At 66.8% G+C, this 14,227-nt stretch carries 13 protein-coding genes and 1 pseudogene; 9 read left to right on the top strand and 5 right to left on the bottom strand.

Translation table 11 applies throughout. From position 1 onward, the window contains the following. The 3 genes and pseudogenes from ACWELQ_RS17960 to ACWELQ_RS17950 all read left to right on the top strand — a co-directional run. Window positions 1–342 (top strand): annotated as a pseudogene (locus ACWELQ_RS17960) (serine hydrolase); the annotation flags it as partial. Window positions 343–389: 47 nt separating this feature from the next. Further along, entirely contained in the window at window positions 390–2,234 is a 1,845-nt protein-coding gene (locus ACWELQ_RS17955; RefSeq protein WP_452398168.1) for a peptidase, read from the top strand. A gap of 266 nt (window positions 2,235–2,500) precedes the next feature. Continuing rightward, entirely contained in the window at window positions 2,501–3,892 is a 1,392-nt protein-coding gene (locus ACWELQ_RS17950; RefSeq protein ID WP_452398167.1) for a multicopper oxidase family protein, read from the top strand. Window positions 3,893–3,914: 22 nt separating this feature from the next. On the opposite strand, the gene ACWELQ_RS17945 is transcribed toward ACWELQ_RS17950, so the two are convergent. Beyond that, entirely contained in the window at window positions 3,915–4,931 is a 1,017-nt protein-coding gene (locus ACWELQ_RS17945) for a MerR family transcriptional regulator (protein ID WP_452398166.1), read from the bottom strand. Between the two features lie 101 nt (window positions 4,932–5,032). Between ACWELQ_RS17945 and ACWELQ_RS17940 the strand changes: the two genes are divergently transcribed. Beyond that, a complete protein-coding gene (locus ACWELQ_RS17940; protein ID WP_452398165.1) occupies window positions 5,033–5,509 on the top strand; it encodes a DUF6194 family protein in 477 nt (158 codons plus the stop codon). Between the two features lie 43 nt (window positions 5,510–5,552). Here the strand turns inward: ACWELQ_RS17940 and ACWELQ_RS17935 are convergent, their stop codons facing one another. Then, on the bottom strand, window positions 5,553–6,731 hold the full coding sequence (locus ACWELQ_RS17935) for a serine hydrolase domain-containing protein (protein ID WP_452398164.1): 1,179 nt from the start codon (window positions 6,729–6,731) through the stop codon (window positions 5,553–5,555). 82 nt (window positions 6,732–6,813) lie between these two features. Beyond that, window positions 6,814–7,629: a class I SAM-dependent methyltransferase gene (locus tag ACWELQ_RS17930; RefSeq protein WP_452398163.1), complete on the bottom strand. Its 816-nt coding sequence runs from the start codon at window positions 7,627–7,629 to the stop codon at window positions 6,814–6,816. Window positions 7,630–7,784: 155 nt separating this feature from the next. Here ACWELQ_RS17930 and ACWELQ_RS17925 point away from each other — a divergent pair, with 155 nt between their 5' ends. After that, window positions 7,785–8,153, top strand: coding sequence for a YrdB family protein (locus tag ACWELQ_RS17925; protein WP_452398162.1), 369 nt, complete (start codon window positions 7,785–7,787; stop codon window positions 8,151–8,153). A gap of 12 nt (window positions 8,154–8,165) precedes the next feature. Here ACWELQ_RS17925 and dnaN read toward each other — a convergent pair whose 3' ends face one another. After that, entirely contained in the window at window positions 8,166–9,281 is a 1,116-nt protein-coding gene (gene dnaN / locus ACWELQ_RS17920) for a DNA polymerase III subunit beta (RefSeq protein ID WP_452398161.1), read from the bottom strand. After that, window positions 9,281–9,649, bottom strand: coding sequence for a hypothetical protein (locus tag ACWELQ_RS17915; protein ID WP_452398160.1), 369 nt, complete (start codon window positions 9,647–9,649; stop codon window positions 9,281–9,283). The genes dnaN and ACWELQ_RS17915 overlap by 1 nt, the downstream gene beginning before the upstream one ends. 85 nt (window positions 9,650–9,734) lie before the next feature. Here ACWELQ_RS17915 and ACWELQ_RS17910 point away from each other — a divergent pair, with 85 nt between their 5' ends. The 4 genes from ACWELQ_RS17910 to ACWELQ_RS17895 all read left to right on the top strand — a co-directional run. Continuing rightward, window positions 9,735–11,474 carry an N-acyl-D-amino-acid deacylase family protein gene (locus ACWELQ_RS17910; protein WP_452398159.1) on the top strand — a complete coding sequence of 580 codons (1,740 nt, stop codon included), beginning with the start codon at window positions 9,735–9,737 and terminating at the stop codon, window positions 11,472–11,474. Then, complete coding sequence (locus ACWELQ_RS17905) at window positions 11,475–12,083, top strand: TetR/AcrR family transcriptional regulator (RefSeq protein ID WP_452398158.1); 609 nt, start codon at window positions 11,475–11,477, stop codon at window positions 12,081–12,083. A 63-nt stretch (window positions 12,084–12,146) separates the two neighbouring features. Beyond that, window positions 12,147–13,181, top strand: coding sequence for a hypothetical protein (locus ACWELQ_RS17900; protein ID WP_452398157.1), 1,035 nt, complete (start codon window positions 12,147–12,149; stop codon window positions 13,179–13,181). 116 nt (window positions 13,182–13,297) lie between these two features. After that, the coding region (locus ACWELQ_RS17895) for a zinc-binding dehydrogenase (RefSeq protein ID WP_452398156.1) at window positions 13,298–14,227 on the top strand (930 nt) is incomplete at its 3' end.

The raw sequence follows: 14,227 nt of genomic DNA, 5'->3' as shown, positions 1-14,227 counted from the left end.
GAACTGTCCCGCTTCTACGAGATCCTCACCCGCGGCGGCGAACTCGACGGCGTCCGCATCATGCGCCCCGAAACCCTCGCCGCGGCAATCCAACCCGCCCCCTGGCTGCCCGGCATCGCGGGCCGGGTGTCGGTGGGCGGGTACGAGCTGGGAGCGCGCCGCTCGAAGTTCGGCCGCGATACCCAATCCCATTTCGGCCGCAGCGGCCTGACCACCCAGTACGCCTGGTCCGATCGCGCCCGCTCACTGTCGGGCGCGATCCTCACCAGCGGCAAGGCCCAGGCCGACCTCGCCCGCCCGACCCAACTGGTCGCCCAGATCTCCGCCATCACCCAACCGTGAAATAGTGTCATTTCGCATATGTGAATCGTGGTGGCGGGAGAAAAGGCTTGAGACACCTGCTGATTGCGGCTGTCGTCGTGCTGTGCGCGGGCCTCACCGGGCCCGCCGCTGCCCAGTCGCAGGACGGACCGACCCGCTACTCACTCGCCCACGGCTGTTACCAGATCGACACCCCGGCCGGACCACTGCAATCGGATGCCGGGCCCTACCGCATGCAGCCGACGACCCTGGGCGAGTATCTGCTCTACGGCAGCCACGGTGAGTTCCTCGCGGCGGCGGACGGATCGATTCACTCTGTGCAAACTCCGTCACCGACCGCCGAATGGCGGGTAGACGGCTCCGCCGCAACCGGTTTCAGCCTCACCAATGCCGCGACTGGCACCACCATGGACGGCACGTTCACTCCGGCCGCTGGCTGCGCCGACTACCCGGAGGCTGACATCGGGGCGAGCGGAACACCGGGTTCCAGCGTCGCACCCGACGGTTCGGTCATCGGAACCATCGACGCCCACGTGCATGTGACCGCCTACGAATTCCTCGGTGGCGACTTCCATTGCGGGCGGCCCTGGCACCCGTATGGAGTCGCCTTCGCGCTGCCCGACTGCGCGTCCTACCGCAATGGCGCCAACGGGCTGATCGCCAACTTCTTGGACTACGGTGCGCCCGTGCACGACTCGGATACCCGTGGCTGGCCGAGTTTCCGGGACTGGCCGCGACCGTCGAAGCTGTCCACCGAGGGCACGTACTGGACCGGTATCCAACGGGCCTGGCTTGCGGGTCTGCGCATGATGACCATCGACGTGGTCGACAACGAATCGTTGTGCGCGATGATGACCGATCGCCGCAACCCGTGTGACGACATGGTGTCCGTACGCACCCAGATCGCCGATTTGCATGCGCTGCAGGATTACATCGACGCCCAGGCGGGCGGTCCGGGACAGGGGTTCTTCCGCATCGTGACCGATCCGGCCGAGGCGCGCCGGGTGGCCTCCGCCGGGAAACTCGCGGTGGTCATCGGCATGGAACTGTCCGACCCGATGGGGTGCGGTGTGGTCGAGAATCAGCCGAAATGCGATGCGACCGACGTGGACCGGTGGCTCATCGAACTGCGCCGCCTCGGCGTCACCAGTTTCTTCCCTGTCCACAAGTTCGACGACGCCTTCGGTGGCACGAAGATGGACGCCAACACCACTGGCCTGCTGGTCAATATCGGCAACTACATGCAGACAGGGACGTTCTGGAACGTCCAGACCTGTCCCGGGCCCGAGCATGACAACACGCAGTATCCCGTTCCGGGCTATCCGGTCGGACCGGACTGCAATACCCGAGGCCTGACCGATCTCGGAAAGTACCTGATCAACAAGATGATCGACGAGGGCTTCCTGATCGAGATCGACCATATGGACGAGGCGACCGCCGATCAGGCCCTCACCATCATCGAGGACCGCCACTACCCGGGCGTGCTGTCCTCGCATGGCTGGGATTCAACCCGCACCACCCAGCGCGTCTACGCCGCAGGCGGTTTCGTCACGCCCTATGCCGGCAGCCCGGCCGCCTTCGTCCAGAAATGGCGGGACGCGCACGCCATGCCCAAGGCCGACCCTGGAGTCGGGTTCGGCTACGGGTCGGATATGAACGGACTCGGCGCGCAGGGCCTGCCGGTCGGAGGCGTTGTCTCCTACCCGTTCACCTCCGCGGACGGCGCTGTCACCTTCGATCGAGAACGCTGGGGCGACCGCACTTTCGACATCAACACCGACGGCGTCGCCAGCTACGGCACCTACGCCGACTGGCTGGAGGCGCTGCGCATCCTCGGCGGCCCGGACCTGATCGCCGACATGATGCACGGCGCGGAAAGCTATCTGCGCCTGTGGCAGCGGGTGCGCTCCTGACAGTGGCCCCTTGCCCGCCATTGTCGCGCCGTACATCTGCCGTACAGAAATACCGTCCAGTCTTTCTGCGGCAAGTTCAGTGTGCGAGAAGTGGGTAGATCATGGTGGTCGGACGGGTCCGTTCGACATGGAGTGCGCTGCGCCGAAGCCGATTCGGTGGATTCGCAGCGCTGCTGGTGGCGGCGATCGGTATCGCGATGTGCCTCGGATCGGGGACCGCGGCCTTCGCCGGCGGTGGGCCCTCGGCCGGGGCACAGGAGAAGGGGATGACGGCGGAGCGGCCGTTCGCCGATCCGCCCGAAGAGAACGGGCGGACCCTCACGCTCGACGCCGCGCGCGGGCGCGTCGACGTGGGCGGGGCGAAGGTGCTGGCGGAGACCTACAACGGCAGATTCGCCGCGCCGACCCTGCATGCCAAACCGGGGGAGACGCTGACACTGACACTCGTCAATCACCTTCCGGTGGCGACGAATCTGCATTTCCACGGCCTGCATGTGTCGCCGACCGGAGACAGCGACGACCCGTTCGTGTGCGTGCCGCCCGGTGCCACGCACGTGTACCGGCTCGCCATTCCGGCGAATCACCCGGAAGGCACCTACTGGTATCACAGCCACGCCATGGGCACGTCCTGCCCCGGTCATGACGAGGCGATGGCCTCGATGTTCATGCCCGGCGATGTCGAGAACCAGATCTTCGACGGCCTCTCCGGCGCGCTGATCATCGGCGACAACCGCGGTCAGCTGCCCGAGGGACTGCGTCGCATCACGGCGCACACCTTGGTGCTCAAGGACGCTCAGCTGGAGAAGAACGACAAGATCGTCCAGAACGACAAGAAGACCTCGATCGACTCCAACGCCGATACCGTGCGTCTGGTGAACGGGCAACTGCGCCCGACCCTCACCATGCGGCCGGGCGAGACCCAGCTGTGGCGATTCGTCAACGCCGGTGCGGACATCTTCTACAACCTCGCGCTGGCGGGCTTCCACTTCTCGTTCGTCGGCGAAGACGGAATCCCGGTCGCGCAGGTGACCACCGGCGACAACGCGCTGCTGCCGCCGGGCAAGCGGTACGACGTGCTGCTGACCGCGCCCAGCCACACCGGCACGGCGTGGCTGGACACGATGGCGTACAGCAATGGGCCGCAGGGCGATTCGTATCCCGAGGTCAAGCTGGTCCGGGTCGAGGTGACCGGTGAGGCGGCGCCCGCCGCACCCCCGCTGCCGAGCAGCATGCCCGGCGCGCAGCCGGACCTGACGAATGCGTCGATCGCGCAGCGGCGGTCCCTGCAACTGTCCGAGGATTCGGCGGGCACATCGTTCTTCCTCAACGACAAACAGTTCGCCATGAACAGTTCGGTATTCGCGACCGCGGCCCGGCTGGGCACCGTCGAGGAATGGACGCTGACCAACACCGCCGGTGAGGACCACCCGTTCCACCTGCACACCACGGCGTTCCAGGTGATGTCGATCAACGATGCGGCGCAGGCGTATACGCATCGCCAGGACATCGTGCTGGTGCCGCACGCGGTGAACGGCGTCCCCGGCAAGGTGACGATCCGGATCCCGTTCGACGACTTCGCCGGACGCTGGATGTTCCACTGCCACATCGCCGCCCACGAGGACAACGGCATGATGAGCTACATCGACGTGCAGCGGTAGCCGCCCGGCCCGGGCGTGGTTCTCAGCCCTTGCCCAGCCGGGCGCGGGCGGTGGCGAACCACGCTTGGGTGCCGACCAGTCCCGAGGCGATCTCCTTGCGTGCGCCTTGGAATCCGTACAGGTCGCCCGCGAATCGGGTCAGGATCGAGCCTTCGGGCTCCTCGAGTTCCTCGAGCATCGCGGTGTCGCCGAGGAGGTAGGCGACGGCCGCCTGCTCACCGGGAGTCCAGTCCGTGCGATACGGGTCCCAGCCGTGCGCTCGGACCGCACGAGCCCGCTCGAGCAGTTCGGTCTGCAAGGCCGCACGTTCGGCGTCGGTGGGCTGGCGCGGTTTGAGATGGTCCCAGCTGACGGGAGTGGTATCGGCCATGGCAGTGAGTATCCGCCACAGTTCGGCGGTGCCTTCCAACAGGGCGAGCGAACGCGATTCGATGCTCGCGTCTCGCACCGCCAGCCGTTCCAGCACCTCGGTCCAGCGGTTGGTGGTACGAAATTCCGCCATGAGAACGCCGAGGGCGGGGATGCCGTACCCGGCCCGGCGCAACTGGTAGACGATGCGGGCGTCGCGCACATCCGTGGGGGAGTAGGTGCGCTCACCCCTGAGCTTCGTACGCCCCGGCGTCACCAATCCGGTTGCGTCCCAATGCCGCAGCGTCGACGGCCGGATACCGAGCGCGTTGCCCAGTTCGGAGATGGTCATCGCATCCGAGCCGCGGACCTCGGCGATCGGTTCCGCACTGATGTGCCGCGCCGCCTTGCGGGTGGCCTCGAGCTCGCGCCGCTCGGAATCGAGGCCCGCGTGCGCGGCGTCGAGCAATGCGAGCAGCGTGGACGGAGAATCCTGGTGCGCCGCCCGCACGAGGCGCTTGGCCTCGACCGGACCGACTGCGGCCGCCAGCGCACGATACGCACGAGCCGAGCTCACATGGATGTCCCCATAGGACCGGTACCCGGCCGCACTGCGCCCGGCGGCGGGCAACACCCCATCCCGCTCCAGATTGCGAATCTGCTGCACCGAATACCCGGCCAGCCCTGCCACCTCGGCCGTCCTCAGGGACGCAGACTTGCGACTTCCGCCCACCCGACCTCCTATTTCCCAGCCGAAGCCTCCACAAGCACTTCAAGTTCACGATAGAACTCATGAACATCGACGAGATCACCGACTTCATCGAAAACCTGGGTGGAGTCCTGACCCTGGCCCCCGGCCCCGGCACCCCCTTCCCGGAAATCGCCTGGGGCGACCGCTTCTTCTACTACGCCCCCGACGGCGAAATCCCCACCCGCACCCAACCCTTCGCCACGATCGTCACCAAGAACTACCCCGACGACCCCACCGCCGACCTCGACCACCCCAACACCTTCCGCCTCAACATCAATGCGGGCCGCCAAGCCTTCACCGAACTCCTCGGCCACACGCCCCGCGAAACCCCGGCCCACCCCGTCACCCCCGCCAGCCACGACACCTTGATCCCCCACCCGACCTACGCCACCGCCGCCTGGCTCGCGGTCGTAAACCCCGGCCCTGCAACCGAACCCACGATCAAATCCCTACTGACCGAGGCCCACCACCGCGCCCGCACGGCCTACCTCCGTGACGCCGACCGACCGCAGTCCTAGGCCGAGATCTCGGCAACCGGGTCGCTCGGGGCGTGGCGCTCTCTCACAGAGCAGCGGTCGCGTGGCGGACCGCGGCGGCGAGGCGGTGGTGTTCGGGATAGGACCAGGTGGAGGAGAAGCGGCGGCGGGTGTAGCCGAAGGCGATGCCGGTGTGGGGGTCGGCGAAGGCTTCCGAGCCCGCGGAACCGTTGTGGCCGAAGGCGCGGGCGCTGAGGAACGAATACTGCGGGCCCTTGGCCTGGAAGCCGAGGGCGTAGTGCTTGTCCGGGCCGGCGACGAGGTCGACGCCGGTGGAGTGGATCATGGTGAAATCGCCGAGGGTGTCGGGTTTCAGCAGTGGCGGTTGGCCATTGAGGCCGTATACGGCGGCGGTGTAGAGGCCGGCGAGTCCGCGGGCGTTGCCGATTCCGCCGGCGGAGGCCGGGCCGAGCGCGCGGACTCGCCGGGTGTTGGCGAAGGCCACTTGATCGACGGGTGGGTTCGAGTTGAGGGCGTAACCGATTCCGGTGAGGCTGTGTGGCCCGGGACCAGCCGACCAGAGCGCGGCGAGCTCCTCAGGACTGGCCAGCCCCGGCTCGATCTTCCGGAAGCGGGGCTCCTCTGCTTCGGGGAGACCGAGGTAGAGGTCGAGCCCGTAAGGGGATCGGATGCGCTCGTCATAGATGTCTTGCAGTGAACGCCCGGTGTGCCTGCGGACCACCTCGGCCACGATCGCGAATTCGGCGAACCCGCTGTACCCGAAGGCCGAACCGGGCTTCCAGTACGGGCGCTGACCGGCCAGGCGACCGGCTATCACCGCATCGTCGGCGAGTTCATCCGCGGTGAACCCGCCGTCGACGCCGATGACGCCGGAACGGTGGGTGAGAACATCGCGAATCGTGATTGCGTTCTTCCCGGCGGCGGCGAACTCTGCCCAGCGCGCCGCGATGGGCTCGTCCAGATCCAGCGTTCCCTCCTGCGTCAGCAACGCCACCACCAAGGTGGCGGCGCCCTTGGTGCAGGAGTAGACGCCGGTCAGGGTGTCGCCGGTGACCTCGTTGCCGAACCACAGATCGACGACCTGCCTGCCGTGCACGTACACCGCGAGTTGGGCGCCGGCCTCGCCCGCCTCATCGGCGACCGCCGTGGTGAGGAACTCCGCGCGCACCGCGTCGAATCCCTCGGCGACCGTCCCGTGCACCTCGATGCCGTTCATCTGTTGTCCCGCAAACGTTTTACTCATGCCGTCGATCCTGCTGCGGACTCGTGCGGGCCGTCCAAGACCGATCGTGTGGACTCCGATACCTGGCGGGTATCGATCGAGTTCAGCGCGGCCTGGTCGCGGCGAGGACCTCCAGACGCACCGGTTCGATGAGGTTGTCGGGACCGAACGCGTGCAGCGCATCGGTCACCTCTTGCTCGAATGCCTTGTGGCGGTTACCGAGTGCTCGCCGCAATGGCAGGGAGGTCGAGTAGAGATAGCCGATCACCTGCGCGGTCGTCCAGGGGCGGTCGAATTCATAGATCGATCGCTCCACCTTCGGAAACGGGGACTGCGCGAGGATCTGTTCATGGGTTCGGTGATCGATCGGGTGGCCGAGCCGTCCCGGCAGCGGGTCCTGCGGCGCCAAATCGGCTGGCAGGTAACGGTGTTGGATGGCTTCGACGGTTCTTTGCCAGGCGGTTGTCGGACGGATCAGGCAGCTGTCGTTGGCAAGCACGAGTGCGCCGTTGTCCTCGAGCATGCTGTCGAGGGCGGTGAGGACCTGTTCACGATCCATCCAGTGGAAGGATCGACCCATGGTGACCAGGCGGAAGCGGCCGAAGTCGCCGGGGAGGTCCGTGGAACCGGCTTGTCGCCAGGTCACGTTGGTTGTCCCGGCTGCCTCCGCGCAGCGCGCGGCTTCGGCGAGCATTTCGGGTTCGGGGTCCAGGCCGAGCACTTCGCTGACGTGAGCCGCCAACGGGATGGCCAGTTGTCCGGTGCCGCAGCCGAGGTCGAGCAGTCTGCCGGTGCCGTCGAGATGGAAGCGGGCCACGAGGTCGTCCAGGAATGGGCGGGGGTAGTTCGGGCGGTAGCGGGCATAGTGCCAGGCGGCGCCTTCGAACAGGCGACCGGTGTGTCCGGGAGAATCGTTCACCTGCAACGGATATCACGCTGGGGCGGTTGGTTCCGGGTGGAAGGGCTGTCGGGTTCGGCCACCGTTGTGGCTTGAATAGACCCACTCGGCCCGCATCGGATACTCGTAGGGTCGGCAGGTGTTGTCGGCCGAATCGGAATGATCAGGATTGCTGGATGTCTTTGAACCCCGTCATGCTCGGCGTTCGTTTTCTGCTCGAGCTGACCGCCGTTGCGTCCTTCGGAATTCTGGGGTGGCGCGCCTTCGACAGTCCGTGGCGATTCCTGCTGGTGGTCATCCTGCCGGTGGCTGTTGCCGCGGTCTGGGGAACGTTCGCCGTTCCGGGTGACCCGAGCCGCAACGGTGAGGCGACCGTCGCGGTTCCCGGGGCTGTCCGTCTGGTCCTCGAAATCCTGGTGCTGGGCGGTGGCGCACTCGCGCTGTGGGGAGCGGGACTCTCGTTGGCGGCCTTGATATCCGGCATCGTGCTGGTGGTCTACCAGGCGCTGGCGTTCGATCGCATCGGCTGGTTGCTCGGCCACTGATCTCGGGGTGCGCTAGCCGGGCGGGCGGACCGGCATGAGTACGTAGGTGAGGCCGGGTCGGTCTTCGTGGTCGGCTCGGAGAGTGGCGGCTCGGGTGGGGCCGTTGAGGGCGAGTTCGATGGATTCGGCGTGCGTGGCGGTCACGCCTTCGAGGAGGTAGCGGGGGTTGAAGACGACGGTGACCGGGTCGCCTTCGAATTCGCAGGGGATCGTTTCCTGAGCGGTGCCTTCGGTGGTGTCTCCGGCGGAGAGTCGAATTGCGGTGGGGGAGCAGGTCAATTCGATCTGGGTGCCGCGGGGCGACAGGAGTGAGACTCGTTTGATGGCTTCGAGCAGGGCGGCAGTCGCGAGCCGGGCGGTCGCGGTCCGGCGATCCTCGAGGTAGCGCTGGTAGGGGGCGTACGGCAGGTCGAGTGTGCGCAGCGTGTGGTGCTGGTCGCCGGTGCGCAGGCCCAGGATGGTTCGGTTCGGGCAGGCCGCGATGTCGATCTGCGGGCCGGACAGCGCCTTCGCGATCTCTGTGAAAGCGCGCGCGGGTACGAGCAGCCCGGCTGATCGGTCGTCGAGCGGAGTGGCCGGCTGCCAGGGCAGGTCGCGGATCGCGATGCGGAAGCGATCGGTGCTGACCAATCGCAGGAACGCGGAATGGAATTCGACATTGATGCCGGTCAGCATCGGCAGAGTGTCGTCGCGTCCGGCGGCGACAGCCACCTGGGCCACGGCCTCGCGAAGGGCCGCGCAGTCGACGGTGCCCGCGCTTGCTGGCAGTGTGGGCAACTCCGGGTAATCCTCGACAGCCATCAGCGGAAGGTCGAATCGCGATTGCCCGCAGAGGATCTCGAGCCGGGCCTCGTTGGCGCGCAATTCCACCGGATGCGCCGGGAGCGCCCACGCGATCTCGCTGAGCAATCGGCCCGAGACCAGCACCGTCCCCGGCTCGGCGACCTCGGCCCCGCCGATATCGGACCGCGAGGAGATCTCATGATCGAATCCCGCGACCGACGCCGAATCCGCCTCGGCCCGTATGCGAATCCCCGCCAGCACCGGAATCGACGGGCGCCGCGGAACCGCCGCGCCCACCACCGACAACGCCTCGGCAAGTGCGCCGCGTTCGACACGAAGTTTCATCAGGCTTCTTCCTCGTCGATCGTTCGATATTCCAGCCGCCGGTGCAATGCGCTGGCCCGGGCATGGGCGGCTTGTTTGGACCGGTGCCCGAACGCCTCGGCAATCCAGCTCCAGCTGTTGCCGTGCTCGCTGGCGGCCCGCATCAATTCGAGTTCCAGCCGGTCGAGCTCCGTGCGTGCCGCCATCAATTGCACGACCGCGGCATAGATCACGCGATGCGGTAACTCGACCCCGTCGACCTCGGCCAGCCGTTCCAGCACCGCGCGCACCGCTGCGGCCGGATTGTGTTGGGGCACATCCCCGGACACCGGTGCGGTCGTCCGTAACCAGTCGGCGAGCAGTTCGGCCTCGGGTTGTTCAGCGGGCATGTCCCGACCCTACCGCACCGTCAAAACATTTTTGACGAGGCTCTCATGCCTTGACACTTAGTGACCGATCGGTTGCAATGTTGATGTGAGCTATGACACGATCATCAAGAGCGGCCGCTGGTTCGATGGCACCGGATCTCCTTCCGCCATAAGGCATCTCGGGTTGCGCGGTGATCGTGTCGTCGCGGTCTCCGCGCGGCCGCTCGACGAAACCGAGTGCCCGAACGTCATCGATGCCGAAGGCAAATGGGTGATGCCGGGCATGATCGACATCCACACCCACTACGACATCGAGGTGCTACAGGCCCCGGGCCTGACCGAGTCACTGCGGCACGGGATCACGACGGTGATCCTCGGATCATGCTCGCTGTCCACCGTGCATGCCGAAGCCAACGACGCGGGTGATCTGTTCGGCCGCGTCGAGGCGATTCCCCGCGAGCACGTGATCGCCGCGGTCTCAGGCAAGAGCTGGAAATCCGCCCGCGAGTACGTCGCCGTGCTCGAGGACTTGCCGCTGGGACCCAATCTGGCCGCGATGATCGGGCATTCGGATATCCGGACCGCGCTCATGGGCCTGGATCGGGCCACCCGCAAGGAGGTCAAGCCCACCGATGGTGAGCAGGCGGCGATGGAGGCCGCACTCAGCGAGGCGCTCGACGCCGGATTCGTGGGGATGTCGGCGCAGCAACTGCTCTTCGACAAACTGGACGGCGAGGTCGCCCGCTCGCGCACCCTGCCCTCGACCTATGCCCGTGCGCGGGAACGACGGCGGCTCAACTCGATTCTGCGCCGACGCGGCCGGGTGTTGCAGGGTGGACCCGATGTCACTTCGCCGCGCAGCATCGCGGCCATGACCTTCAGCAGCGTGGGACTGTTCCGGCAGCGGTTGAAGACCACGCTGATCTCGGCCGCCGACCTCAAGGCGAATCCGCTGCTGGTGCATCTGATGGGCGCCATCACCCGCGTGGTGAACGGCCTCGGCGGCGACTTCCGCTGGCAGCACCTCCCGATCCCGTTCGAGGTGTACGCCGACGGTATCGACCTGGTCATCTTCGAGGAATTCGGTTCCGGCGCAGCCGCACTCCACCTCGCCGATCAGGTGGCCCGCAACGCACTCATGAGCGACGAGTCCTACCGCAGGCGCTTCCGCAAGGATTACGACTCCAAATTCGGGATCCGGGTATGGCACCGCGACTTCTTCGACGCCGAGATCGTCGGCTGCCCCGATGCGGATGTCATCGGCAAAACCTTCGGGCAGGTGGGCGCGGACCGCGGCGGCCTGCACCCCGTGGACGCCTTCCTCGACCTGGTCGTCGAGCACGGCACCAAATTGCGCTGGCGCACAACGATCTCCAACCATCGCCCCGCCATGCTCAACAAGCTCAGCGCCCACCCCGGCGTGCAGCTCGGCTTCTCCGACGCGGGCGCACACCTGCGCAACATGGCCTTCTACAACTTCGGTCTGCGATTCCTGCGGCGCGTCAAAGATGCCGAGGAGTCCGGCAATCCCTTCCTCACCCTGGAACACGCGGTCCGCCGAGTGACGGGCGAACTCGCCGACTGGTACGGCCTGGACGCCGGATACCTGCGCGAAGGCGACCGCGCCGACCTACTCATCGTCGACCCCGACGGCCTCGACGACTCCCTCGAGGCGTACGCCGAGTGCCCAGTGCCGACCTACGGCGGCCTGGCACGTATGGTCAATCGCAATGACAAAGCCGTGTCGGCCGTATTCGTCGGTGGCCAGTACGTCTTCGGCGACGGTGCGCCCGCCGAGATCCTGGGCGCCGAGCGAGTCGGTCGATTCCTGCGAGCTGGAGGGTAATTGACGACCGCGCGACGAACTCAAGCCGAGCGCCGCGCGACCACCGTCGCCAAACTCGTCGAGGCCACCATCGAGGCCATCGCCGAAATCGGCTACCACAACGCCTCCCTCGGCGAGATCAGCACTCGCGCAGGCGTATCCAAGGGCGCGGTCTTCCGCCACTTCGACTCCCGCACCGACCTGGTCGTGGCCGCCGCCGACGAAGTCCGCCGCCGCCACCTCCTCGCCGCCGCCGAACTCCGCAACTCTTCCCATCCCCTCGACCTGGCCGCCATCCTCCGCCTCATCCGCGGCGAAATCCGCGACACCACCAACACGGTCTGGTTCGAACTCCTGGTAGCGGCCCGCACCGAACCCGACCTCCGGCTCCGCCTCGAACCGGTCCTCCGAGACATGATGCGCGAAGTAGAAGACCTCGCCATCACCATCCTCGGCCCCGACATCCCCCCGGACCCCGCCCGCCTCCTCGTCACCTCCCTGATCCACATGTTCGACGGCGAGGCCATAATCCGCCACACCTACCCCCGCCCCGACCTCGAAGAAGCCCGCATAGAACAAGTCGTCTCAGCCTTCCGCCAACTGACAGCGGAGGGCCGCCCCGAGTTGTGAAGGCCGGCAACGCCTGTCACACTCGGCACTCATGATCGGAAGAATCGAGTTCTTCGCCGCGCGGTGAGCGCGTTCACCGGCTCGGCCCAGCCCAGCCCAAACACAACCTTTTACGACCATGCGCTCGCGCTTACCCGCCGTCATCCAGGCATTCCATTGCCCAGGGAGGGCAAGCCGTATCCGGACGCTCACCGCCGCGACACTCGGCGGGGGAGCGACGGCAGGGCCGATTTCCAGGGCACACGCACGAGTCGGCTCATCGATGAATACTTCAGCGTGCCAATAGAACACCGTGACATCGCACGCCTGTACCGCGAGGTCATCGAGTACGACATCGAGACTGCCCTGTGGCCGGTGATGGCGGATGCGATCAGGCGCGCGGACCCCGACGAAGCTCGCGCGCTCGGCCGTCATCTCACGCGCACCAGCACCGACCGGAATCCAACGGTGCTCGGCATGGCGATGCTTGCCGCTGTCGGAACCGAAGAAGACATCGCACTGATCCAGACGATCGGCCTGTTATCCGACACCTTCGGACTTTTGGCCGCCCAGGCTCTCGCCCGACTTCCCAATCCGACGACCAACCTCATCTGGCTCGCCGACCGCACGGCCGCGTGGGGTCGGGTGTATCTCGTCCAAACCATTTGTGAGCTAGGTGATCCCGCGGCCGACCCGTGGCTGCTCCGGAAGGCGTGCGACGGTCACTTCCTCAACGGCGAATTCGCCTACAAGGTGGCCTGTGCGGCACCGGTCCACACAGCGATAGCGGCACCGGATGCCGACGAGGTTCTCGTCGACCACACCGGCGACCTCCTGTCCACCCTGGTCGGGGCCGACGGCATGGGCGGCACTCTCTGGGACTACGAGCACGCGGAACAGGTTCTCGCCGACTATCTCTCGCACGTAGCTCGGCTCACTCCCAATCTGGATCGTTACCACTCGGTGTGGGTCCTCGCCTGCTTTCTGGACGGTCGCCCCGGCTCCCCGCCACCGAACTGGGCAACCTTGGAATCGCTGCGAACCGGCTATTGGTCCCTCCTGGCCACATCGGCGTGGCAATCGGCGCGCGCCGACGAAGAGAACCTCGGCGAGAACTGACCGAGATTGGGGAACGGCGATTCTTTTCTGCGGTGGCCGGGATCTACATGTCTGAGGCGCGGTCCGTGATGGGCCGGTCTCGATCATGTACGCCGAGAAAGAAAGCCTGATTGCCGATGAGTATTCCCGCGACCATGCGTGCGCTGCAGCAGAACTCCCTCGATGGCCCGCAGGACATGTGTCTGATCACCGACGCACCGGTGCCGAGTCCCGGCCCGGGGGAGGTGCTGATTCGAGTTACCGCGGCCGGTGTCAATTTCCGTGACGTGATGCAGGCTCACGGCACGTCGGCAGGTGGGCCGCAGCCGCCCTACGTGGCGGGGTTCGAGGCCGCCGGTGAGGTTGTCGCGGTGGGCGCGGCGGTGACCGGCCCGCCGCTCGGGGCTCGCGTAGTCGGCGTCGGTGACGGCGCTTTCGCTGACTTCATGGTGATGCCCGCGGCCGCGGCGGTGCCGGTACCGCCGGGTTGGACGGAACAGCAGGCGCTGGGGCTGATGGTCAACTGGCCCACCGCGCTGGCCGCACTCGTGCCCTTGGGCGGCATCACCTCGGGGCAGACCGTGCTGATCCACGCTGCGGCGGGCGCGACCGGCCAAGCCGCGGTCGCCATCGCCAAACACTATGGGGCAACGGTCGTCGCCACCGCCTCCCCGGCCAAGCACGAGACAGTGCTGGCTCTGGGCGCGGACCATGTATTGGATTCCCGCCGTGGCGATTTCGTCGCCGAGGTGTTGGCGCTGACCGGCGGGGCGGGCGTCGATTTGGTGCTGGAATCGGCAGGCGGTGCCACCTTCGAGGCCAGTCTGGCCGCCGCCAAGCGGGTCACCGGACGGGTCGTCGTCTACGGCTTGGCAGGCGGTGAGGCCGCGATCACCAACTGGGATCTGGTGTACAAGCATCAGATCCACCTCATCGGTCTCAATATCGGTGTGCTGATCCAGGCCGCACCGCAGATCTTCGGCGAGCTCATGGGCGAGCTGTCGACGCTGATCGCCGCCGGGGTCCTCACCCCCGTCCAACCCACCGCCTATGACTTGGCCGACGGC

Source organism: Nocardia sp. NPDC004722 (genome assembly GCF_053601505.1).
This window is presented reverse-complemented; position numbering and strand designations above follow the sequence as displayed.